Consider the following 20,961-nt stretch of genomic DNA (forward strand, 5'->3'; position numbering starts at 1 on the left):
TTATGCAATAATAGTGAATAATTCTGGTTCGTAAGTTGTTGATTTTAATTGTGCTGTCATCTCTTATGCATTTTTGACGCTGGCTGGCACGAAGCCTGCAATCTATTGTAAGAGCGCAAACACATCATATTTATTAACAAATCGACAACCATTAATTTACCGGAAGAGGTCGCTATGTCGCAGTCAATTACCCGTCAAAACTTTGATGAATGGATGATCCCGGTTTACGCGCCGGCGCCGTTTATTCCGGTACGGGCTGAAGGTTCGACGCTGTGGGATCAGGAAGGCAAGGAGTATATCGATTTCGCTGGCGGCATCGCCGTTAACGCGCTGGGGCACGCTAACCCGGAGCTGCGCAAAGCGCTGGAGGCGCAAGCGGCGAAGCTGTGGCACACCGGTAACGGTTATACCAACGAGCCGGTATTAAAGCTGGCTAAACAGCTTATCGACGCCACGTTCGCCGATCGCGTTTTCTTCTGCAACTCGGGGGCAGAGGCCAACGAGGCGGCGCTGAAGCTGGCGCGCAAATACGCCCACGATAATTTCGGTCCGCAGAAAAGCGGCATTGTCGCTTTCAAAAACGCGTTTCATGGTCGCACCCTGTTTACCGTCTCGGCGGGCGGCCAGCCGGCTTATTCTCAGGATTTCGCGCCGCTGCCGCCGCAGATTTCTCACGCCGTGTATAACGATCTCGCCTCCGCCCGCGCGCTTATCAATGACGATACCTGCGCGGTGATAGTCGAACCGATGCAGGGCGAGGGCGGCGTAGTGCCAGCCGACCCCGCTTTTCTGCAAGGGTTGCGCGAACTGTGCGACGCGCATAGCGCGGTACTGATTTTTGACGAGGTGCAGACCGGCGTAGGGCGCACCGGTTCGCTTTACGCTTATATGCACTACGGGGTAACGCCGGATGTGCTCTCCACCGCCAAAGCGCTGGGCGGTGGTTTCCCGATTGGCGCCATTCTTACCACCGAGCGTTTCTCAAAGGTCATGGGCGTTGGCACCCACGGCACGACCTACGGCGGCAACCCGCTGGCGGGCGCAGTGGCGGGGCGTGTTCTGGAGCTTATTAACACCCCTGAAACGCTGCAGGGCGTGAAAGCGCGGCATCACGCTTTTATTGAACAGCTTACTGCGTTGAATGACCGTCTGAAGCTGTTTAAAGAAGTTCGCGGTCTCGGGCTGCTGCTCGGGTGCGTGCTTCACGATGAGTATGCCGGTAAAGCGAAAGCCATCTCCACGCTTGCCGCGCAGGAAGGCGTCATGGTGCTGATTGCCGGCGGCAACGTGGTGCGCTTCGCGCCCGCGCTTAATATCAGCGAAGCGGAGATCGCCGCCGGGCTTGAACGCTTCGCCCGCGCGTGCAGCCGCTTTCTTGCGGAGGGTTCATCATGATGGTGATTCGCCCTATTGAGCATAACGACCTCGGCGCGCTGCTGGCGCTTGCCGGGAAAACGGGCGGGGGGCTTACCTCGCTCCCGGTCGATGAAGCGACCCTTAGCGCCCGCATTGAGCGCTCGCTGCAAACCTGGCGCGGCACGCTGCCGAAAGCTGACCAGGGCTATGTGTTCGTGCTGGAGGATACGCAAAGCGGCGCGGTGGCGGGCATCTGCGCGATTGAAGTGGCGGTGGGGCTGAACGATCCCTGGTATAACTACCGCGTCGGCACGCTGGTGCACGCCTCAAAAGAGCTGAATGTCTATAACGCGCTGCCGACGCTCTTTTTAAGCAACGATCACACCGGCAGCAGCGAACTTTGCACGCTGTTTCTCGACCCGCAGTGGCGCAAAGAGGGCAACGGCTATCTGCTGTCGAAGTCGCGCTTTATGTTTATGGCCGCCTTTCGCGAACGGTTTAATGAAAAGGTGGTGGCGGAGATGCGCGGCGTCATTGATGAGCACGGCTACTCTCCTTTCTGGGACAGCCTCGGCCAGCGCTTCTTCTCCATGGAGTTCAGCCGCGCCGACTACCTGTGCGGCACCGGGCAGAAAGCGTTTATCGCTGAACTGATGCCAAAACACCCGATCTACACTCACTTTTTGAGCGAGGCGGCGCAGGCGGTGATAGGCCAGGTGCACCCGCAAACGGCCCCGGCCCGCGCGGTGCTGGAAGCGGAAGGGTTCCGCTATCGCAACTATGTCGATATCTTCGACGGCGGCCCGACGCTGGAGTGCGATGTCGACCGGGTACGCGCTATCCGTAAAAGCCGACTGGTGGAAGTGGCGGAAGGCCAGCCCGCCACGGGCGAGGATCTGCCCGCCTGCATGGTGGCGAATGAAAATTACGACATGTTCCGCGTGATGCTGGTGCGCGCGAATCCCCATACCGAGCGGCTGGTGCTGGACGGCGCCACCCTTGACGCCCTGAAATGCCGTCCCGGCGACACTGTACGTCTGGTTCGTCTCTGCCCTGAGGAGAAAAAAGCATGAGTTTGTGGATTAACGGCCAGTGGCTGAACGGCAACGGCGAGGGGTTTGAGAAAACCAACCCTGTTAGCGGCGAAACGCTCTGGCAGGGTAAAGCGGCGGATGCGCAGCAGGTGGCGCAGGCGTGCAAAAGCGCGCGCGAAGCCTTTCCCGGCTGGGCGAAGCGCCCCTTTACCGGGCGTCAGGCTATAGCGGAAAAGTTCGCGGCTTTGTTGGATGAAAACAAAGCGCAGCTCACTGAAATCATCGCCCGGGAAACCGGCAAACCGCGCTGGGAAGCGGCGACGGAAGTGACGGCGATGATCAATAAAGTGGGCATTTCGGTAAAAGCTTACCAGACCCGCACCGGCGAGCAGCACAGCCCGATGCCGGACGGCGCCGCCTCGCTGCGTCACCGCCCGCATGGCGTGCTGGCGGTGTTCGGCCCCTATAATTTCCCGGGCCACTTGCCGAACGGGCATATCGTTCCTGCGCTGCTTGCGGGCAATACGCTGGTTTTCAAACCCAGCGAACTGACGCCGCACACCGGCGAAGCGGTGATGAAACTTTGGGAGCAGGCGGGGCTGCCGGCAGGCGTGCTGAACCTTGTGCAGGGCGGGCGCGAAACCGGGCAGGCGCTCTCTTCGCAACACGATATCGACGGGCTGCTCTTTACCGGCAGCGCGAATACCGGCTACCAGCTTCACCGCCAGCTTGCCGGGCAGCCGGAGAAAATCCTGGCGCTGGAGATGGGCGGCAACAATCCGCTGATTGTGGAAGATCCCGCGGATCTCGACGGCGCGGTGCATCTGGCTATCCAGTCCGCTTTTATTACCGCCGGGCAGCGCTGCACCTGTGCGCGTCGTTTGCTGGTGAAGTGGGGAGACGCGGGCGACGCATTTCTTGCGCGCCTGGTGGAAATCAGCCGCCGCATTCAGCCCGACCGCTGGGATGCCGAGCCGCAGCCGTTTATCGGCGGGCTGGTGTCGGTGCAGGCGGCGGAGCGCGTGCTGGAGGCCTGGCAAGGGCATCTGGCGCGCGGCGGCAAACCGCTGCTGACGCCAACGCTGCTGCGCGCGGGCAGCTCGCTGCTCACGCCTGGCATTATCGACATGAGCGAAGCGCGTGACGTGCCGGATGAAGAGGTTTTCGGCCCGCTGCTTTGCGTTTATCGCTATGACAGCTTCGATGAAGCCATTCGCATGGCCAATGATACCCGTTACGGGCTGGCGAGCGGGCTGATTTCACCCGACCGCGAGCAGTTTGAACAGCTGCTGCTGGAAGCGCGGGCGGGTATCGTCAACTGGAACAAGCCGCTTACCGGGGCGGCGAGCACCGCGCCTTTTGGCGGCGTGGGTGCGTCCGGCAACCACCGCGCCAGCGCGTGGTACGCGGCGGATTATTGCGCCTGGCCGATGGCTTCGCTGGAAAGCCCGAGCTTTACGCTGCCGGCAACCTTAAGCCCGGGGCTGGATTTCACTAAGGAGCAGGCATGAAAGCGCGCGAAGTTAACTTTGACGGGCTGGTGGGCTTAACCCACCACTACGCCGGGCTGTCGTTTGGCAACGAAGCCTCTACGAAGCACCGCTACCAGGTTTCTAACCCGAAGCTCGCCGCGCTTCAGGGGTTGCGCAAGATGAAAGCCCTTGCCGATGCGGGCTTCGCCCAGGCGGTGATCCCGCCGCAAGAGCGCCCCGGCATCGAGGCGCTGCGCCTGCTGGGCTTTAACGGCACAGACGAGCAGGTCGTGGAGAAGGCCTGGCGGCAGGCGCCGCACCTGCTAAGCGCTGCAAGCTCGGCCTCTTCGATGTGGGTGGCGAACGCCGCGACGGTTTGCCCTTCCGCCGATGCGCTGGATGGCAAAGTGCACCTCACCGTCGCCAATCTTAACAATAAATTTCACCGCGCCAGCGAAGCGCCCACTACCGAGCGGCTGCTGCGCGCCATTTTTCGCGATGAAGCGCATTTTTCCGTTCATCCGGCGCTGCCGCAGGTGGCGATGTTCGGCGACGAGGGGGCGGCTAACCATAACCGCCTCGGCGGCGACTACGGCGAGCCGGGCATTCAGCTTTTCGTTTATGGCCGCGAAGAGAGCGGCGGGCTTATCCCGGCCCGCTACCCGGCGCGTCAGACGCTGGAGGCAAGCCAGGCGGTGGCCCGCGTTAACCAGGTTAATCCGAAGCAGCTGATTTTCGCCCAGCAAAACCCGGCGGTCATCGACCAGGGCGTGTTTCATAACGACGTTATCGCCGTGTCCAATCAACAGGTGCTCTTCTGCCATGAGCAGGCGTTTCTTCATCAGCAGGATGTGTTAGGCGAGTTGCGCGCAAAAGTGCCGGGCTTTATGGCGCTCGAAGTGCCGGCGAATCAGGTTTCGGTGCAGGACGCCGTGGAAACTTACCTTTTCAACAGCCAGTTGCTGAGCCGCGACGATGGCTCAATGGTGCTGGTGCTGCCGCAGGAGTCGCGCCAGCATGAAGGCGTCTGGCGCTATCTGAATGCGCTGGTCGCCAGCGACAACCCGATAAACGAGCTGAAGGTATTTGACCTGCGTGAAAGCATGGCCAACGGCGGCGGTCCCGCCTGCCTGCGCCTGCGCGTGGTGTTGAACGACGCGGAGCGCCAGGCGGTTAACCCTGCTGTTATGATGAACGACGCGCTGTTCGAAACGCTTACCCGCTGGGTAGAGAAACACTACCGCGACCGGCTGACGCAGGCGGATCTCGCCGACTCGCAGCTGCTGCGCGAGGGCAGGGAGGCGCTGGAAGAACTGACCCGCTTGCTACACTTAGGATCAGTTTATCCATTCCAGCGTTAATAAGGAGGCACGATGCGCGACTTTCTGGCGCAGACGCTCAAGGGCAAAGCGCTCGGGCAGAGACAGGGCGAGACGGCGCATTTTCGCTGGCAGTGGTGGGATGAGGGCATACTGCTGCTGATGCCCCTTCAACCAGTCGAAAAGGCGCTTATTCTCTCGGCAGGCGTTCATGGCAATGAAACCGCGCCGGTGGAGATCCTCGACAGGCTTTTGAAACGGCTCTTTGACGGCGAGCTGGCGCTACAGTGGCGGTTGCTGGTTGTGCTTGGCAACCCGTCGGCGCTGCGCAGCGGCAAGCGTTATCTGCACAGCGATATGAACCGGATGTTCGGCGGCCGCTGGCAACAGTTCCCTGAGAGCGTAGAGACGCAGCGGGCCAATGTGCTTGAACATACGCTGGAGAAATTTTTCGAAAGCGGCGAGGAGAAACTGCGCTGGCATCTGGACATGCACACCGCCATTCGCGGCTCTTACCATCCGCGATTTGGCGTGTTGCCCGCGCGCCCGCTGCCCTACGACGAGGCTTATCTCGCCTGGCTGGGTTGCGCCGGGCTGCAGGCGCTGGTCTTCCATCGCGCGCCGGGCGGCACCTTTACCCATTTCAGCAGCGAACACTTCGGCACGCTGAGCTGTACGCTGGAGCTGGGTAAGGCGCAGCCGTTCGGTGAAAACGACCTGTCGCAGTTCGCGGTCACGGAAGCGGCGCTGGCGGCATTGTTGTGCGGCGGCGAAGCGCCGGCGGCGCAGGACCCGCCGCTGCGCTACAAAGTGGTACAGCAAATCACCCGGCATAGCGACAGCTTCGTGCTGCACATGACCGGCCAGACGCTCAACTTCACCGCTTTTCCGCGCGGCACTTTGCTGGCGGAAGATAGCGATACGCGTTATGAAGTGAAGCATGACTGCGAATATGTTTTATTTCCCAACCCCTCGGTCGCTATCGGTATGCGGGCGGGATTAATGCTCATCGAAATGAAATAATTCCGGGCTCCGTTCAGGGGCCCGCTTATATTTAGAACAGGATCAAATTTTTTGCGGAATATTCCTGGGTTATTGCTTTCTTTTGCAGCGCCTTATCTTTATACTTTCTGCAAATTTCCTTCTTAATCAGTCTGTTGTTATATTTTCTTGCGCTTCTCCACGCTTTATCCTTATTTTCTTCATAATTGATTATTTCTTGTTTTTTATCCTTTCATTGTTTTACTGTGGCTCTGATTACTTGACGTAATAAGCCCTAAACTCATTCTCGTCAACGCGACAAACCCTGTCGCCGAATAAACAAAGTAAGGACAATATTATGCGTAAATTAACTGCGATTTTTGTTGCTTCCACTCTGGCTCTGGGCGCAGCTAATCTGGCACATGCGGCGGATACCGCCACGTCCGCAACCACCACCGACAGCACGCCGATGCAGCATCATAAAGGCCCGCGCGGTCCGCACAATGAGATGATGTTAAAAGGCCTGAACCTGACCGACGCGCAAAAGCAGCAGATCCGCGATATCCATAAAGCGCAGCGTGAGAAGTTCAAGCGTCCGTCACTGGAAGAACGCCGCGAAATGCATAGCCTGATTGCCAGCGATAGCTTCGACAGTGCGAAAGCGCAGGCGCAGGTAGATAAAATGGCTGAGCAGAACAAAGCGCGCATGATGGCCCATCTGGAAACCCAGAATAAAATCTATAACATCCTGACGCCGGAGCAGAAAAAGCAATTTAATGCCAATTTTGAGAAGCGTCTGACAGAACGTCCGGCTCCGGAAGGTAAAATGCCGGAAGCTGCTGAATAATAACAACAGCGACCTCTTAAAGACCGCCGGTCTTGTTCATAGCGCACCCCAGTGCTGTGAACAGGACCGGCGGTTTTCTTTTTGCGTTTCCCTCTTGCCTGCGGCTGGCAGATCGTTATTCTCATTGGCCAGCGTCCATTAAAACCTCATCGTTATCAAAATGTTAAAAAGATAAGCGGTGTGGCGATCTCCGGCCCTGCAGCAATGGCCAGGCGCTGCCGATAACAGGTTTTGTTTATACCCATAATGTTTTTCGCTCCGTCCTTTTTGCGCGGGGCCCTGGCGCATTACGCGTTTTTTCAGGAGTGGTAATGGAATTTTTTGATATTAAAAAAATGCCGGTCAATTTATGGCGAAACGGCGCGGGAGAAACCCGCGAGATCTGCTGTTTTCCGCCCGCTACCCGTGATTTCAACTGGCGCGCCAGTATTGCCTCCCTGTCCAGCAATGGCGAGTTTGCCCCGTTTCCGCAGGTTGACCGTGTTGTTACGCTGCTGGAGGGCGGGGAGGTTACGCTCGATGGCGGCAATGCGTTTCGCCATATCTTACGCCGCCATCAGCCATTCGCCTTTTCTGGAGAACAGACCGTACGTGCGGTGTTATCGGAAGGGCGGATGTCGCTGGACTTCAACGTTATGACCCGCCGCGACCGCTGTCAGGCCAAAGTGCGGGTGGCGGACCGCACCTTTACCACGTTTAGCTCGCGCGGCGGAATCGTGTATGTGATTAGCGGCGCGTGGCAGCTTGAAGATAAGCTGCTCACCGCCGATCAGGGGGCCTGGTGGCAGGAGGGAAGGCATACGCTGCGGCTGCTGAAATCGGAAGGCCAGCTGCTGTTTAGCGAAATCAGCTACCTCTGACGCTTAGCGCGCCAGCTCGACGATATCGTGCTGGCCGCTGATGAGCGGCTTGCAGAGTATTTTATAGCCGTCGTTGTCGAAGCCCTGCGGCGCACGGCTGATGGTTTTCGCCTCATCCAGCGTGTTGACCGAGCCGAGCCAGAACCAGTTATGGATGATATGGTACTGGGTCATCTCGCCAAAGCTCTCTTTAAGCCCCACCGGCCCTTGCCACGGCCAGCAGATCACCTGCATGCGTGCCAGGCCCGCCATCAGCCGCTCATTATGCGCCTCTTCGCTCTCGCGCCCGCAGCAGGCACCCGCGCAGCGCTTAAGCGCCGAGCGAAAGCAGGCGCGGCCGCGGCTTAACGCCTCAAGCCCCAGCAGGCCGTAACAGAGCTGATGCTCATCAGCCAGCGACTGCAGCGTTTGCAGCGCGGCGCGGCGGCTGGAGAAAAGACCATAGAGCCCGGGCTCGCTGGAGAAATCGACTTCGCGGGCATAAACCACTTCCGGCTTCGCGCCGTTCAGGCGCAGCGAGCAGAGCTGACGGTTGCGGCGCAGGCGTTTGTTGAACAAGGGCTGCTGCTCTTTGATCATCTGCGCTTCCAGCAACAGCGCGCCTATCTCGCCAGCCGTGCGGATAAATGTGATTCGCCGGGACTGGCGCAGCATTGCCGCTTCATCCGGGGTGCGCAGGTGAGAAAGCACCCGGCTGCGAATATTCACGCTTTTACCGATATAAAGGGGCATGGTTTCGCTTTCGCCATGGAAAACATACACGCCGGGGTGTTTGGGCAGATCGTCGAGCCAGGGACGCAGATGCTCGGGGTATTCATAAATCGCCGCGGCTTCAAAATCGAGCCTTGGCGCGCCAGTACGCCTTACCACTCATTACTCTCCTGAATACTGTTTACTTATCCAGTCTATCAGGGAATGTCTGGTTGAAAAAGCGGCATGTTGTTCAGCGGTTGCGCGTGGCAAGCCAGCAGACCAGCGATCCAAGCACCACCATTCCCACGCCTTGCCAGAAGCCGAAGCCGGGCGTCAGGCCGAGCCAGAGGCTGGCAAGCAGCGCGGAAAGCACCGGCGTGAAGTACGAGGCGGTGGCGAGCAGGGTCATATTGCCGTGGCTTATGCCTCGATTCCATGCGGAGTAAGCGATAGCGGTCGACAGCCCCATAAACAGCAACTGGAGCGAGGCGGGCAGCGAAAAGTGCAGCGCGGGCTGTGGCGTAATAAAAAACATAACCCATAAGACGATGGCCGTTGCGCAGAAGAAAAGCGCCACGCCGCTTCTGCCCTCGCTCCAGCGGCGCGTAAGGTTACAGTAAAGCGCCCAGATAAGCGCGGCGGCAAAGGCCAGACCATAGGCGATGGGGTTATCCTGCATATTGGCCCACAGCAGGGCGGGCGACCAGTCGCCGTCGCCTTTCAACACCTGCGCGACGCCTGCCACCGCCAGCGCTAAGCCGGGCCAGATGAGCCATGAGGCGCGCTGGCCGTTTAAAAACAGCGCCAGCAGAACGGTAAGGCTCGGCCACAGATAGTTGATCATGCCAAGCTCCAGCGACTGCGCTCGGGTGTGGGCAAGACCAATCGCGAGAGCGAGACTGATTTCATAGCCGACAAAAAGCGCGCCGCCGATAAACAAATACCGTTTCGGCAACTGACGCGGGCGCGGCAACCCCAGCGCCAGACAAAGGCAAATGGCGCTGAGCGTGTAAATAAGCGCGGCGCCGCCGGTTGGACCGAACTGCTCGGCGATGCTGCGAAACAGGCCGACGGAAGCGCTCCAGAGGAGAATCGCTATCAGCCCTGCAAGAGTGGCGCGCTGTGCTGAAACCGGATGGGCGGTAAGAGAAGGGGCTGACTCAGGCATACGCTTTCCATAAAAAAGGTGGCCGAAGCCACCTTCGCGTGATTATTTTTTCCAGAAATCGTCAAAAATGGTGATCGGCGGGCGGCGCTTATGCTCCGTCTTGAGATACCAGCCTTCAATGGTTTTGGCGAGGTTTTCGTCGATCTGCTTGCCTTCGAGGTAATCGTCGATGTTTTCGTAAGTCACGCCCAGCGCCACTTCATCCGGCAGCGAGGGGCGATCGTCTTCGAGATCGGCGGTCGGCACTTTCAGGTAGAGGTGTTCCGGGCAGCCCAGCTCTTTAAGCAGTTGTTTGCCCTGACGCTTGTTGAGACGGAACAGCGGGTTGATGTCGGTGCCGCCGTCGCCATACTTGGTGAAGAAGCCGGTAATCGCTTCCGCCGCGTGGTCTGTGCCCACCACCACGCCTTTGGTCATGCCCGCAATGCTGTACTGCGCTTTCATACGCTCGCGCGCTTTTTCGTTGCCGCGCACAAAATCGCTGAGCTCAATGCCCGCGTCGCGCAGCGCCTTCTCGCTCGCCAGCACGGATTCCTTAATATTCACCGTCAGTACTTTATCCGGCTGGATAAAGTTCAGCGCGTCCTGGCAATCCTTTTCATCAAACTGCACGCCGAAGGGCAGGCGTACGGCGATGAACTGATAGCTGCTGTCGCCAGTTTCTTCACGCAGTTCGCTGATAGCCGTCTGGCTCAGTTTGCCTGCGAGCGTGGAGTCCTGGCCGCCGCTGATGCCTAATACCAGGGTTTTCAGAAACGGATAGGTTTTGAGGTAGCTTTTGAGGAAATCAACGCTGGCGCGGATCTCTTCGCGGGCGTCAATCTGCGGTTTCGCGCCAAGCGCCTGAATAATCTCTTGCTGCAAAGACATTTAACCCCTCCGGTTGTGGTTAACCTGCAACGCGCAGGCGAAAAAACAGGATTTGTTAAAGCTAACCCTTTGACGGCAAAACGACAAGTTTCGTACCGCTACAGACAGCGCGAGCGCTGCTAATTGCGGCGTTTTTTCTTTCCCTCCTGTCGATAAGGGAATAATCCTAATTCGCTTCGCTTATCGCTAACAAGTTGATAAATGTTCGTTTCTATTCCAGGCTTACTTCACACGCTGAGAAAAGAGGACGACAAAATGAAAAAGAACTTTGCAGGATTTTTAAGTGCAGCGGCGGTTATGACCATGCTTGCGGGCTGTACGGCTTATGACCGGACGACCGATCAGTTCACGCAGCCGGTTGTGAAAGATGTGAAAAAAGGCATGAGCCGTGAGCAGGTTCGCCAGATTGCCGGTCAGCCTTCTTCTGAAGTGACCATGATCCACGCTCGTGGCACCTGCCAGACCTATATCCTGGGTCAACGTAACGGTAAAACCGAAACCTATTTCGTCGCGCTCGACGATACCGGCCACGTGCTGAACTCCGGTTACCAGACCTGCGCCGAATATGACACCGACCCGCAGGCGCCGAAAAAGTAAGCGCGCAGGGTTAAAAAAACCGGCTTCGGCCGGTTTTTTTATTGTCTGCCCCTCCGGTAAAGGAGGGGGAGAATAACGATTAAGCCGGTATGGTCAGACTTTTCGTGGTGCGCGACCAGATGCGATGGCCCGCCAGCAGCTTCACAAAATCGTCGGTAAAGTTGCCTGTCGCATCATCCGCCTCCAGCACGCCTTCCTCGCCCGCATCCGGAACCTTAATGAACGGTTTGAACTGACGGGCCTCCCCGAGCAGCGCGATAACCTTGAGGTGCTTGTAGGCTTCCATCAGGTAGTACGCGGCATCGGCGTTATCAAGAATCGAAGCGACATCGCCCCCTGGCACAATCACCGCATCCACGGTTAATGACGGGGAGCCGGCGAAAGTGCCCGCGACCGGAATTCTTGAGCCATCATCCGCAACCGCTTCACCCATGCGTTTGTAGAGCAGCTTTGCATGCACGCCATGCGTTTTCAGCTTTTGCAGTACAGAGAGCAGCTCGGCGCCATTCACTTTATCGTTAAGCAGGACCGCCACCACGCGACCTTTTACCGAGCCACCCGGCACCGCATAAAGGCTAAGCGAGGCATCTTTTTTCAGGCCGTTGACATCTTTCGGCGGAGCGATATGCATCTGCTCATCCGTCAGCTCAATCCCCAGATTTTCAGCGACAGGCTGGGCCAGCGAAATGTCGATGCGACAAAGCTGATCCACCACGCGCTCACGAATATAGGGACGTACGACCTTGCTTAGCTCAAAGCTGAAAGCGTCGATAATATGGCGCTGCTCAACCGGCGTCTGGCTTTGCCAGAAGAGGCGCGGATGCGCGTAATATTCGCCAAACGAAGGGCTGCGCTCGCGGACTTTATAGCCTTCAATACGCTCCTGATAGCTCTCGAACCCACCGCGTTTCGGCCCCGGCGGCGTTTCGCGCGGCCAGTTGTCATTGATTGAGTTGGGTTCGTAGTTCGCCGGATTCGTGTCGATATCCATGCGGTGCATGCCGTCCCGCTGGAAATTATGATAAGGGCAGGTAGGGCGGTTAATCGGAATTTCGTGGAAGTTCGGCCCGCCGAGACGGCTGATTTGTGTATCGGTGTAGGAGAAGAGGCGGCCCTGCAACAGCGGGTCGTTGGTGAAATCCAGCCCCGGCACGATATGGCCCGGATGGAATGCCGCCTGTTCGTTCTCGGCGAAGAAGTTATCCGGGTTGCGGTTGAGCACCATTTTGCCCACCAGCTGCACCGGCACCAGCTCTTCCGGAATCAGTTTGGTGGCATCCAGCAGGTCAAAATCAAACTTGAACTCATCTTCTTCCGGAATAAGCTGCAGGCCGAGCTCATATTCCGGGAAGTCGCCCGCTTCGATAGCCTCCCACAGATCGCGACGATGGAAATCGGGGTCGCGGCCGGTGAGCTTTTGCGATTCATCCCACAGCAGTGACGCTTTCCCTGCCACTGGCTTCCAGTGGAAGCGTACAAAGGTCGCTTTGCCTTCGGCATTGATCATGCGGAAAGTGTGAATGCCGAAACCTTCCATGGTGCGGTAGCTGCGCGGAATGCCTCGATCGGACATCGCCCAGATAACGTTATGCAGCGTCTCAGGCTGCAGCGAGACATAATCCCAGAACGTGTCGTGGGCGCTCTGGCCTTGTGGAATAGCCCAGTGCGGCTCCGGCTTCACGGCGTGAACGAAATCGGGGAATTTATGGGCGTCCTGAATGAAAAACACCGGCGTATTGTTGCCGACCAGGTCAAAAATGCCTTCCTGGGTATAAAACTTCGTGGCGAAACCGCGGATATCGCGTACGGTATCCGCCGAGCCTGCGCCGCCCTGAACGGTAGAAAATCGTACAAAGACAGGGGTGATTTTATCAGGGTCGGAGAGGAAATCGGCTTTCGTGATATGGCTCAGGCTCTTGTAGGGCTGAAAATAACCGTGGGCCGCCGAGCCGCGGGCGTGGACGATACGCTCCGGGATACGCTCATGGTCAAAGTGGGTGATTTTTTCCCGCAGGATAAAATCTTCCAGCAGCGTAGGGCCGCGTGTGCCTGCGCGCAGGGAGTTCTGATCGTCGGCGATGCGCACGCCCTGGTTGGTGGTCAACGGAAAGTCTTCGCTTCCTTTGCGAAAGGTTTCCAGCGCTTTAAGCTTTTCATTAGAGGTGTCCGGCGCTTTCAGACTGCCGGGCGCGGTGGGTTGCTCTCCGGGCGGGGTGGGAACCGGGTCGGGGCGGTGCGAACCATCTTCCGGAGCAAGGGAATCGAGGCCGGGACGCGACTCATCGGCATCATGCACCGGCGATTCATGATGGTGTGGTTTTTTCTCTTCTTGCGACATTGAACGCTTCTCCTGTTTTCATTGCTGAAAGGCGGCTTTTTTGTGTTCAAAAGCTTTCTAACTATAGAACAGGGAAGGGGATCCAGCGCTTGCGCCAGACGGCAAAACGGCGTGAAAAACGTCATCTGGGGCGCGTTGAAGCACGCTATGCGCGACGCCGCAGCCCACAATCCGCTATGATTGTTTTTTCCTGTTTATGGAATTATTAAGAGTAAAAAACCGACGCCTATGAAACCACTTCGTCAACAGAATCGTCCCATCATCAGCTATGTACCCCGCGTGGAGCCGGCACCGCCGGATCATGCCGTGCGCATGGAGGGTTTTCAGGATGTGTACCTGCTGCGTGGCAAATACGTCGCGTTTGTGCTGGTGGGCGAGCACTTTCGCCGCTCCCCCGCCTTCGGCGTGCCTGAAGCCGCCCAACGCTGGGCTACGCAGATGCGTCAGGAAACGGACGTTTAGCCTGCTTCAGGCATAAAAAAGCCGCCCGCAGGCGGCTTTTGCGTTTTTATCGCTTAGCGGTGAGCCAGTTCGGCTTCTTCCTCGCTGTTCAGAACCGTTTTGTCGGTCTGCTTCAGCCACTGGCTGGTGAGCGTACCGGCGGTCATTGAGCCGCTCACGTTCAGCGCCGTACGGCCCATATCGATAAGCGGTTCAACCGAGATCAGCAGAGCGACGAGCGTTACCGGCAGGCCCATCGCTGGCAGCACGATCAGCGCCGCGAAGGTGGCGCCGCCGCCCACGCCCGCTACGCCTGCCGAACTCAGGGTGACGATGCCAACCAGCGTTGCTATCCACATCGGGTCGAAGGGGTTAATGCCAACCGTCGGGGCAACCATTACCGCGAGCATAGTCGGGTAGAGACCCGCGCAGCCGTTCTGTCCGATGGTGGCGCCGAAAGAGGCGGCGAAGCTTGCGATCGATTCCGGCACGCCCAGACGACGCGTTTGCGCTTCCACATTCAGCGGAATGGACGCTGCGCTTGAGCGGCTGGTAAAGGCGAAAGTCAGTACCGGCCAGACTTTGCGGAAATATTTCAGCGGGCTGACGCCGTTAACCGCAAGCAGAATGCCGTGCACGACAAACATGATGCCCAGCCCCAGGTAAGAGGCGACAACGAAGCTGCCGAGCTTAATGATGTCCTGCAGATTGGAGCCTGCAACCACCTTAGTCATCAGCGCCAGCACGCCATAAGGCGTCAGCTGCATAACGAGACGCACCAGCTTCATTACCCAGCTTTGCAGAGTATCGATGGCCGCCAGCACGCGTTCGCCTTTCGGCGCATCGTCTTTCAGCAGCTTAAGCGCGGCCACGCCGAGGAAAGCGGCAAAAATCACGACGCTGATAATCGACGTGGGGTTCGCGCCAGTCAGGTCGGCAAAGGGGTTTTTAGGCACAAACGACAGCAGCAGTTGCGGTACGGTCAGGTCCGCCACTTTGCCGACGTAGTTCGTCTGAATAGCATTCAGGCGAGCGGTTTCCGCGCTCCCCTGCACCAGACCTTCTGCCGTCAGGCCAAAGAGGTTAGTGACAAACACGCCCACCAGCGCCGCGATAAGCGTCGTGAAGAGCAGAGTGCCGATAGTCAGTACGCTAATCTTGCCAAGGGAAGAGGCGTTATGCAGGCGCGCCACGGCGCTCAGAATAGAGGCGAAGACCAACGGCATAACAATCATCTGCAGCAGTTGAACATAGCCGTTGCCGACCACGTTGAACCACTGGATAGAGCTTTTCAGCACATCGCTTTGCGCGCCGTAAATCAGCTGCAGCGCGAGGCCAAAGACCACGCCGATGACCAGGCCGAGCAACACTTTTTTGGCGAGACTCCACTGCTTGTGGCGCGTTTGCGCCAGCAAGAGCAGCAGAATGACGAACGCGACAACGTTCGCGATTAATGGAAGGTTCATCCCCATTTCTCCTGATTTCTTATGACGGACATGCGTAAAATGGCATGCCTTTATGCCGCAAAGGGTATCAGAAGCGTTGCGAGTTACTTATATCCAAAAAGAATAGGTTATTCCGCACGGTATTATTTTGCTGGTTTATTGTCCTGTCTGGTGATGAATAAACCGATTAAAGCCGTTTTGCAGCGAATTAATCGCCTGAGATGACCAGCGAATTGCACTGTTTTCGGGCATGCCCTGCGGCATCCAGACCGCCCAGGCGAAAAGCGCCATGCACAATACGCGCTCCAGCTGGTTGCCTTTTTGCGGCGCCAGGATAGGCAAACGAAAGCGCCAGCGGCAGGGCCACAGCAACGGCACGCCCGCTGGGGTTAGCATGTCGGCGAGAATATGGCTCAGGTAGCCCAGCACCATGCCCTGCAGCGCGTCGGCGGGAACAATCCAGCTTTCCGGCACCTGAAGATAAAACACCGTCAGCAAGCCAAATACGGCCAGCAGGCTGTGAGTAAAGCCACGGTGCCCAAAAGCGCGGGCGATGGGTTTCGATATCCATTTAAGCCGCTGCCCAAGAAATGATTTGGGGTGATCGATATCCGGCAGCAGGCAGGTGAGAATGGCCGAGGGAACAATATGCCACCAGTCGCCCTGCGCCAGTACAGGCGTGAGCTCGGCGTTTTTGGCGAACACCGCGCAGGCAATGGAAAAAAGCAGGTGGCCTTCCGCCGTCATGATAAAACCCAACGTAACTGTCAATTCATCCAGTATAGGAGTTTTATACAGTAGACGGAAGTGGTGACGGTGTAACTCTTTGTCACAATCCGCGCCCGCAGTCAGCGCGCCAGCCAGCCTCCATCCACAGCCAGCGTATACCCGTTTACATAATCGGCAGCGGATGAAGCCAGAAAAACCACCGCTCCCTGTAAATCCTCCGGTTTGCCCCAGCGTCCGGCCGGAATGCGGTCGAGGATTTCCTGATTGCGCGCCGCGTCTTCACGCAGCTCCTGGGTGTTATTGGTCGCCATATAGCCCGGCGCGATGCCGTTGACGTTGATACCGTATTTTGCCCATTCGTTCGCCAACAGGCGGGTCAGACCCAGCACGCCGCTTTTCGAGGCGGTATAAGAAGGCACGCGAATGCCGCCCTGAAAAGAGAGCATTGAAGCGATATTGATAATCTTGCCGCCGCTGCTTTGCTTAATAAACTGCTTCGCCACGGCCTGGGAGAGGAAAAACAGTGATTTCAGGTTCAGGTCCATGACCTCATCCCAATCCTTTTCACTAAAACTGAGCGCCTCTTCCCGGCGAATGGTGCCGGCATTGTTAACCAGAATGTCTATCCTCCCCATCTCCTCAACCGCTTCGCGAACGATATCCTGCAGCCTGTCATGGCGGCTGAGGTCGGCCTGAATGGCGTGAAAGCGGCGGCCCAGCGCCTGCACTTTCTGCGCCGTTTCCTGCGGCGCTTTGCGGTTGACGCCAATAATATCGCAGCCCGCCTCAGCCAGGCCCAGCGTCATGCCTTGTCCCAGACCCGTATCGCAGCCGGTAACCAGCGCTACTTTCCCTGCAAGCGTAAAAGCGTCAAGAATCATAGATGCCCCTGTGTGGTGATGAAATGGTCCGTGGGTGAGCTTGCGAGAAGCATAGGAAGGGGCGTGATAAAACACAAATGGAATTGAAAAGCTGTTTTATAAATTTTGATGAGCTTAATAAAAAAGGGCAGCGGCGTGCCCTTTTTCAGCGGTAACCGCTTAACCGCGCAGATGCGTTGCCGTCAGCGCCTCCAGCGAGTCCAGCTTCACGTTAGCCAGCGCCCAGCGGGGGTCGTCGCGGTTTTCCGGGGCCGGGATGACGATGGAGCGCATGCGGGCGGCTTTCGTTGCCACCATGCCGTTAACGGAATCTTCCAGCGTGACGCAGGTCAGCGGATCTACGCCAAGCTTCGCGGCGGCATCAAGATAGACCTGCGGGTGCGGCTTGCTGTACGGCAAGTGCTCCGCCGAGGCGAGGGCGTCAAACTGGTCGCGCAATTCAAACATGTCCAGCACCTGTTCAAGCATGCGCAAAGGCGAAGCGGAGGCCAGACCTACCTTCAGGCCCTGCGCTTTACACAGGGCTACCGCCTGATGCACGCCAGGCAGCAGAGGGCGTTCCTCTTCCACCAACGTGATGGCGCGGTTAATGATGCGCTCCGTCACTTCCGCCACCGACGGGCCATTCCAGGGCTGTTGGGCGAACCAGAGCTCCACGACAAGATCGATGCGTAATCCCAGCGTGTCGGGCAATTCATGACGGCGGGAGATATCCACGCCCAGCGTTTTCATCACTTCCAGTTCCGCCTGGTCCCACAGGGGTTCGGAATCGATCAGCAATCCATCCATATCAAAGATCGCGGCGAGGATTTGGCGCGAGGTCGACATCGGCTGCACTCCTTTCAGATTGTTTAAGAAGGATTATCAATAGCCTGAAAAACGAAGTATGGCTACTGCTTTGTCTTCCCGCCTGGAAAGTGCAGCGAAAAGCGCAGGGAGAAGGTAGACTTAAAGCGACAATGTGACGTCACAATCAAGGGGAAAGCATGACGTATCAACAAGCTGGACGCATTGCCGTAGTAAAACGCATTGCCGGGTGGCTTATCTTTATTCTGGCGACGATTTCCACGGTTATTTCCATTCTGAAATTTATGTATGAGCACAGCGACAAGCAGCCGGGCATCAATGCGGTGATGATGGACTTTGCTCATGTAATGATTGAGATGATGCGTTTTAACACGCCGTTTCTGAACCTGTTCTGGTATAACTCGCCGCTGCCCGACTTCCGGCATCAGGCCAATATTCTGTTCTGGGTGATTTTCGCGCTCATTTTTGTCGGCCTCGCACTTCAGGCCAGCGGCGCGCGCATGAGCCGTCAGGCGCGCTTTCTGCGCGAAGGGGTGGAAGACCAGTTAATTCTTGAGCGGGCAAAAGGCGCCGATGGGCTTAGCCGCGAACAGATAGAGTCTAAAATCGTGGTGCCAAGGCATACCATTTTTCTGCAAATCTTCCCGCTTTATATCCTGCCGGTCATCGTCATCGTGCTGGGTTACCTTTTCTTCTCACTGCTTGGTTTTCTCTGATGCGTCAGCCACTCCATTGAGGAGTGGCTGACCTGGGCGTCGTCAGGCCGCTAAAATCCTCTCCAGCGCTTTTTGCGCCGTGACCAGATGTTGCCCGCCGAAGAGTATTGCCCGGTTAAGCAGCGTATAAAGCTGATAAAGCGGCTGTCTCGTTAAGAAGTCGGGCGGCAATGGCGCAACAGACTGGTAGCCATCGTAGAGCTGCGGCGGCTGTTCCGGATGCAGCGGCAGCATCGCGAGGTCGCATTCCCTGTCGCCCCAGTAACAGGCGGGGTCGTAAATATAGGGACCGTTCGGGCCGAGCGCGCAATTGCCGGACCAGAGATCGCCATGCAGCAGGGAAGGTTGAGGCTGGTGGCCGGCGAGCTGTTGATGCACCGCATCGACAATCAGGTCGATATCGCCGAACTCCAGCCCTTTTTCCGCCGCCAGCTCAAGCTGCCAGCCGATGCGCTGCTCGGCGAAAAAGGTCGCCCAGCGTCGCTGCCAGGCGTTGGGCTGTGGCGTCGTGGAAAGATCGTTATCGAAATCAAGGCCAAACTGAGGTTGTTCGCTCCACTGATGCAGGCGAGCCAACTGTTGCCCCAGAAGAAAAGCGTTATGCGCATCAAGCGGACGAGGAGCGAGGTATTCCAGCAGCAAAAAGCTGTAATCCCTGTCGCTGCCTACGGCGTAAACTTCCGGCACCGTTACCGTCTTGCTGCGCGCCAGCAGATCGAGCTGATCCGCTTCGGCGGTAAAAACGGACAACAGTTCTCGATCGTCACACTTAATAAATACCGGTCGGCCTGCGAAAGTCACTTTCCAGGCGGCGTGGATTTCACCTCCCGGCAGCTCCTCCCGGTGGGTTATTTCGCCTTCACCCAGCTGCTCATTCAATAACCGCGTAATCGCTTGCCACATGACGCTTCTCTCCCGGGTTATCAATCAGATCATCAGGTTAGCGCAAAAGGGCGAGCGAAAACGTCGAGCTGACGCACACCCTGACTCGCTTTGCGCCGTGGTCGTTACGTCGCTTTTTGCCACTCCTCCCAGGTGGTTATCTCCACCTCAGGTTGTCTGTCCAGCGCCACTTCGCCGAGGCCGCGCGCCATTGCCAATACCTCTTCTTTGCTAAGCGCGCTGATCATGCCAAACGTGTTGGGGCCCAGTTCATGAATTTTACCTTCTTCATCGCTCATGGTGAGCTGAAAACCGCCCCGGGTGAGCGCATTGGTTAGCTCATTGATATCCGCAAGGCTGTGCTCCTGATATTTCAGGGTAACTACATAGCGCGTAATGTCTCCGCTGCTCATTATTTACCTCACTGTTGCAAGTCGCCAGGGCAATGCCTGCCCGGCGCGATGGAAAGGAAGAGGGGGAAACTAGCCCTTCAGGTAGTCGTAAATTTTGTCGGTGTTTTCGCGCGAGCAGAGCTGGGTGCCCTGGTGCAGTGTGGCGGCGCTGCCTGCGGCCACGCCATAGCGCACCATATCAAGCAGCGAAGCGCCTTCGGCCAGTTTGAGCGTCATCGCGCCGACCATGCTGTCACCCGCGCCCACGGTGCTCTGGCTTTTCACCGGCGGCGGCACCACCTGCACGCAATCCTGTTCATCCACCGCCAGCGCGCCTTGCGGGCCAAGCGAGACGACAACACGTCGCGCCTTGCCGCGCCTGACCAGCTCCATCGCCGCCTGACGTACGTCATCCGGCTGCGTGAGATCGCGCTTCACCAGCGCGCCAAGTTCTTTCTGGTTTGGCTTCACCAGTTCGATATCGCCAATCTCCACCGCAGCAGCCAGCGCGTCGCCCGAGCTGTCGAGAATGCAGCGTATGTTTTGTCGCTGGGCGGCTTTTATCAGGCCGCAAAGTTTGGCGACATTCACGCCCGGCGGCAGGCTGCCGCTTATCACCAGAATGGAACCCGCTTCAATGGCCATGACTTTTTCTTCGAGCTGGCGGAATTCTTCATCGCTGAGCGCCGCGCCGGGCATAACAAATCGGTACTGTTCACCGCTTGCCTCGACGTGCACGTGCAGGTTTTGTCGCGTCCAGTCTTTTGACTCTATGGTTTGTACGGCGACGTGTTCATCCAGCAACAGGGCCGTGAGGTGTTCGCCGGTGGCGCCGCCAGCCGGGAAAATCGCGGTGGCTTTGCCGCCAAGATGCGCGATAGCGCGCGCGACGTTAATCCCGCCGCCGCCGGGTTCGAAAACCGGCGCGCTACAGCGAAGCTTGCCTTCAGGATAAATTTGCGCCGTGAGGGTAGCGCTGTCGAGAGAAGGCGCCAGCGTCAGCGTATAAATGCGTACCATGTGACCTCCTTTTTATATGGGCTGCGGTAAGCGTAGCACTCCATACCGGGTTAGGGTGTGAATTAACACGCTGATTTCTCAAATAAAGCAGGTTTTTTCATCGGCGCTATATT

At 57.7% G+C, this 20,961-nt stretch carries 21 protein-coding genes; 10 read left to right on the forward strand and 11 right to left on the reverse strand.

What is annotated here, in order from left to right; all coding sequences use genetic code 11:
* Positions 1-174 precede the first annotated feature (174 nt).
* The 7 genes from IEX01_RS04680 to ves all read left to right on the forward strand — a co-directional run bounded on the left by IEX01_RS04680 (position 175) and on the right by ves (position 7,869).
* A complete protein-coding gene (locus IEX01_RS04680; RefSeq protein WP_188723337.1) occupies positions 175-1,395 on the forward strand; it encodes an aspartate aminotransferase family protein in 1,221 nt (406 codons plus the stop codon).
* Entirely contained in the window at positions 1,392-2,429 is a 1,038-nt protein-coding gene (gene astA / locus IEX01_RS04685; RefSeq protein WP_024558053.1) for an arginine N-succinyltransferase, read from the forward strand. Before IEX01_RS04680 ends, astA begins: the two co-directional genes overlap by 4 nt.
* Positions 2,426-3,901: a succinylglutamate-semialdehyde dehydrogenase gene (gene astD / locus IEX01_RS04690; RefSeq protein ID WP_188723338.1), complete on the forward strand. Its 1,476-nt coding sequence runs from the start codon at positions 2,426-2,428 to the stop codon at positions 3,899-3,901. Before astA ends, astD begins: the two co-directional genes overlap by 4 nt.
* Complete coding sequence (gene astB, locus IEX01_RS04695) at positions 3,898-5,223, forward strand: N-succinylarginine dihydrolase (RefSeq protein ID WP_188723339.1); 1,326 nt, start codon at positions 3,898-3,900, stop codon at positions 5,221-5,223. The genes astD and astB overlap by 4 nt, the downstream gene beginning before the upstream one ends.
* Before the next feature lie 12 nt (positions 5,224-5,235).
* Positions 5,236-6,204, forward strand: a complete 969-nt coding sequence (astE, locus tag IEX01_RS04700) for a succinylglutamate desuccinylase (protein WP_048888231.1) — start codon at positions 5,236-5,238, stop codon at positions 6,202-6,204.
* A 316-nt stretch (positions 6,205-6,520) separates the two neighbouring features.
* Positions 6,521-7,009 (forward strand): ATP-independent periplasmic protein-refolding chaperone Spy, encoded by a 489-nt coding sequence (spy, locus tag IEX01_RS04705; RefSeq protein ID WP_188723340.1) that lies wholly within the window; start codon positions 6,521-6,523, stop codon positions 7,007-7,009.
* Between the two features lie 311 nt (positions 7,010-7,320).
* Positions 7,321-7,869 carry an environmental stress-induced protein Ves gene (gene ves / locus IEX01_RS04710; protein ID WP_024558058.1) on the forward strand — a complete coding sequence of 183 codons (549 nt, stop codon included), beginning with the start codon at positions 7,321-7,323 and terminating at the stop codon, positions 7,867-7,869.
* A 3-nt stretch (positions 7,870-7,872) separates the two neighbouring features.
* On the opposite strand, the gene cho is transcribed toward ves, so the two are convergent.
* The 3 genes from cho to nadE all read right to left on the reverse strand — a co-directional run bounded on the left by cho (position 7,873) and on the right by nadE (position 10,600).
* A complete protein-coding gene (cho, locus tag IEX01_RS04715; RefSeq protein WP_024558059.1) occupies positions 7,873-8,739 on the reverse strand; it encodes an excinuclease Cho in 867 nt (288 codons plus the stop codon).
* Positions 8,740-8,812: 73 nt separating this feature from the next.
* Positions 8,813-9,730, reverse strand: a complete 918-nt coding sequence (gene yddG / locus IEX01_RS04720) for an aromatic amino acid DMT transporter YddG (RefSeq protein ID WP_188723341.1) — start codon at positions 9,728-9,730, stop codon at positions 8,813-8,815.
* A 42-nt stretch (positions 9,731-9,772) separates the two neighbouring features.
* A complete protein-coding gene (nadE, locus tag IEX01_RS04725; RefSeq protein ID WP_024558061.1) occupies positions 9,773-10,600 on the reverse strand; it encodes an NAD(+) synthase in 828 nt (275 codons plus the stop codon).
* 255 nt (positions 10,601-10,855) lie between these two features.
* Between nadE and osmE the strand changes: the two genes are divergently transcribed.
* Positions 10,856-11,197, forward strand: a complete 342-nt coding sequence (gene osmE / locus IEX01_RS04730; protein ID WP_024558062.1) for an osmotically-inducible lipoprotein OsmE — start codon at positions 10,856-10,858, stop codon at positions 11,195-11,197.
* 79 nt (positions 11,198-11,276) lie between these two features.
* Here osmE and katE read toward each other — a convergent pair whose 3' ends face one another.
* Positions 11,277-13,535, reverse strand: a complete 2,259-nt coding sequence (gene katE / locus IEX01_RS04735) for a catalase HPII (RefSeq protein WP_024559613.1) — start codon at positions 13,533-13,535, stop codon at positions 11,277-11,279.
* A gap of 228 nt (positions 13,536-13,763) precedes the next feature.
* Here katE and cedA point away from each other — a divergent pair, with 228 nt between their 5' ends.
* Entirely contained in the window at positions 13,764-13,997 is a 234-nt protein-coding gene (cedA, locus tag IEX01_RS04740) for a cell division activator CedA (RefSeq protein WP_024558064.1), read from the forward strand.
* 53 nt (positions 13,998-14,050) lie between these two features.
* On the opposite strand, the gene IEX01_RS04745 is transcribed toward cedA, so the two are convergent.
* The 4 genes from IEX01_RS04745 to hxpB all read right to left on the reverse strand — a co-directional run bounded on the left by IEX01_RS04745 (position 14,051) and on the right by hxpB (position 17,859).
* A complete protein-coding gene (locus tag IEX01_RS04745) occupies positions 14,051-15,442 on the reverse strand; it encodes an L-cystine transporter (RefSeq protein ID WP_024559614.1) in 1,392 nt (463 codons plus the stop codon).
* A gap of 135 nt (positions 15,443-15,577) precedes the next feature.
* Positions 15,578-16,180, reverse strand: a complete 603-nt coding sequence (locus IEX01_RS04750) for a metal-dependent hydrolase (RefSeq protein ID WP_125454258.1) — start codon at positions 16,178-16,180, stop codon at positions 15,578-15,580.
* An 89-nt stretch (positions 16,181-16,269) separates the two neighbouring features.
* Positions 16,270-17,031: a 2-dehydro-3-deoxy-D-gluconate 5-dehydrogenase KduD gene (gene kduD / locus IEX01_RS04755; RefSeq protein ID WP_188723342.1), complete on the reverse strand. Its 762-nt coding sequence runs from the start codon at positions 17,029-17,031 to the stop codon at positions 16,270-16,272.
* Positions 17,032-17,190: 159 nt separating this feature from the next.
* Positions 17,191-17,859: a hexitol phosphatase HxpB gene (gene hxpB, locus IEX01_RS04760; RefSeq protein ID WP_024558068.1), complete on the reverse strand. Its 669-nt coding sequence runs from the start codon at positions 17,857-17,859 to the stop codon at positions 17,191-17,193.
* Positions 17,860-18,017: 158 nt separating this feature from the next.
* Here hxpB and IEX01_RS04765 point away from each other — a divergent pair, with 158 nt between their 5' ends.
* On the forward strand, positions 18,018-18,554 hold the full coding sequence (locus IEX01_RS04765) for a YniB family protein (protein WP_024558069.1): 537 nt from the start codon (positions 18,018-18,020) through the stop codon (positions 18,552-18,554).
* A gap of 42 nt (positions 18,555-18,596) precedes the next feature.
* On the opposite strand, the gene IEX01_RS04770 is transcribed toward IEX01_RS04765, so the two are convergent.
* The 3 genes from IEX01_RS04770 to pfkB all read right to left on the reverse strand — a co-directional run bounded on the left by IEX01_RS04770 (position 18,597) and on the right by pfkB (position 20,848).
* Positions 18,597-19,457 carry a fructosamine kinase family protein gene (locus IEX01_RS04770; RefSeq protein ID WP_024559618.1) on the reverse strand — a complete coding sequence of 287 codons (861 nt, stop codon included), beginning with the start codon at positions 19,455-19,457 and terminating at the stop codon, positions 18,597-18,599.
* Between the two features lie 104 nt (positions 19,458-19,561).
* Positions 19,562-19,849 (reverse strand): type V toxin-antitoxin system endoribonuclease antitoxin GhoS, encoded by a 288-nt coding sequence (ghoS, locus tag IEX01_RS04775; protein ID WP_024558071.1) that lies wholly within the window; start codon positions 19,847-19,849, stop codon positions 19,562-19,564.
* Positions 19,850-19,918: 69 nt separating this feature from the next.
* Positions 19,919-20,848, reverse strand: coding sequence for a 6-phosphofructokinase II (gene pfkB, locus IEX01_RS04780; protein ID WP_188723343.1), 930 nt, complete (start codon positions 20,846-20,848; stop codon positions 19,919-19,921).
* Between the last annotated feature and the right edge of the window lie 113 nt (positions 20,849-20,961).

It is taken from the genome of Franconibacter daqui (assembly GCF_014644275.1).
Taxonomy (GTDB): Bacteria; Pseudomonadota; Gammaproteobacteria; order Enterobacterales; family Enterobacteriaceae; genus Franconibacter; species Franconibacter pulveris.

Excerpts from the sequence above, each read along its gene's own strand:
- IEX01_RS04680 (WP_188723337.1), top strand. The coding sequence starts at position 175 with ATGTCGCAGTCAATTACCCGTCAAAACTTTGATGAATGGATGATCCCG.
- astA (WP_024558053.1), top strand. The coding sequence starts at position 1,392 with ATGATGGTGATTCGCCCTATTGAGCATAACGACCTCGGCGCGCTGCTG.
- astD (WP_188723338.1), top strand. The coding sequence starts at position 2,426 with ATGAGTTTGTGGATTAACGGCCAGTGGCTGAACGGCAACGGCGAGGGG.
- astB (WP_188723339.1), top strand. The coding sequence starts at position 3,898 with ATGAAAGCGCGCGAAGTTAACTTTGACGGGCTGGTGGGCTTAACCCAC.
- astE (WP_048888231.1), top strand. The coding sequence starts at position 5,236 with ATGCGCGACTTTCTGGCGCAGACGCTCAAGGGCAAAGCGCTCGGGCAG.
- spy (WP_188723340.1), top strand. The coding sequence starts at position 6,521 with ATGCGTAAATTAACTGCGATTTTTGTTGCTTCCACTCTGGCTCTGGGC.
- ves (WP_024558058.1), top strand. The coding sequence starts at position 7,321 with ATGGAATTTTTTGATATTAAAAAAATGCCGGTCAATTTATGGCGAAAC.
- yddG (WP_188723341.1), bottom strand. The coding sequence starts at position 9,730 with ATGCCTGAGTCAGCCCCTTCTCTTACCGCCCATCCGGTTTCAGCACAG.
- nadE (WP_024558061.1), bottom strand. The coding sequence starts at position 10,600 with ATGTCTTTGCAGCAAGAGATTATTCAGGCGCTTGGCGCGAAACCGCAG.
- osmE (WP_024558062.1), top strand. The coding sequence starts at position 10,856 with ATGAAAAAGAACTTTGCAGGATTTTTAAGTGCAGCGGCGGTTATGACC.
- katE (WP_024559613.1), bottom strand. The coding sequence starts at position 13,535 with ATGTCGCAAGAAGAGAAAAAACCACACCATCATGAATCGCCGGTGCAT.
- cedA (WP_024558064.1), top strand. The coding sequence starts at position 13,764 with ATGAAACCACTTCGTCAACAGAATCGTCCCATCATCAGCTATGTACCC.
- IEX01_RS04745 (WP_024559614.1), bottom strand. The coding sequence starts at position 15,442 with ATGAACCTTCCATTAATCGCGAACGTTGTCGCGTTCGTCATTCTGCTG.
- kduD (WP_188723342.1), bottom strand. The coding sequence starts at position 17,031 with ATGATTCTTGACGCTTTTACGCTTGCAGGGAAAGTAGCGCTGGTTACC.
- hxpB (WP_024558068.1), bottom strand. The coding sequence starts at position 17,859 with ATGTCGACCTCGCGCCAAATCCTCGCCGCGATCTTTGATATGGATGGA.
- IEX01_RS04765 (WP_024558069.1), top strand. The coding sequence starts at position 18,018 with ATGACGTATCAACAAGCTGGACGCATTGCCGTAGTAAAACGCATTGCC.
- IEX01_RS04770 (WP_024559618.1), bottom strand. The coding sequence starts at position 19,457 with ATGTGGCAAGCGATTACGCGGTTATTGAATGAGCAGCTGGGTGAAGGC.
- ghoS (WP_024558071.1), bottom strand. The coding sequence starts at position 19,849 with ATGAGCAGCGGAGACATTACGCGCTATGTAGTTACCCTGAAATATCAG.
- pfkB (WP_188723343.1), bottom strand. The coding sequence starts at position 20,848 with ATGGTACGCATTTATACGCTGACGCTGGCGCCTTCTCTCGACAGCGCT.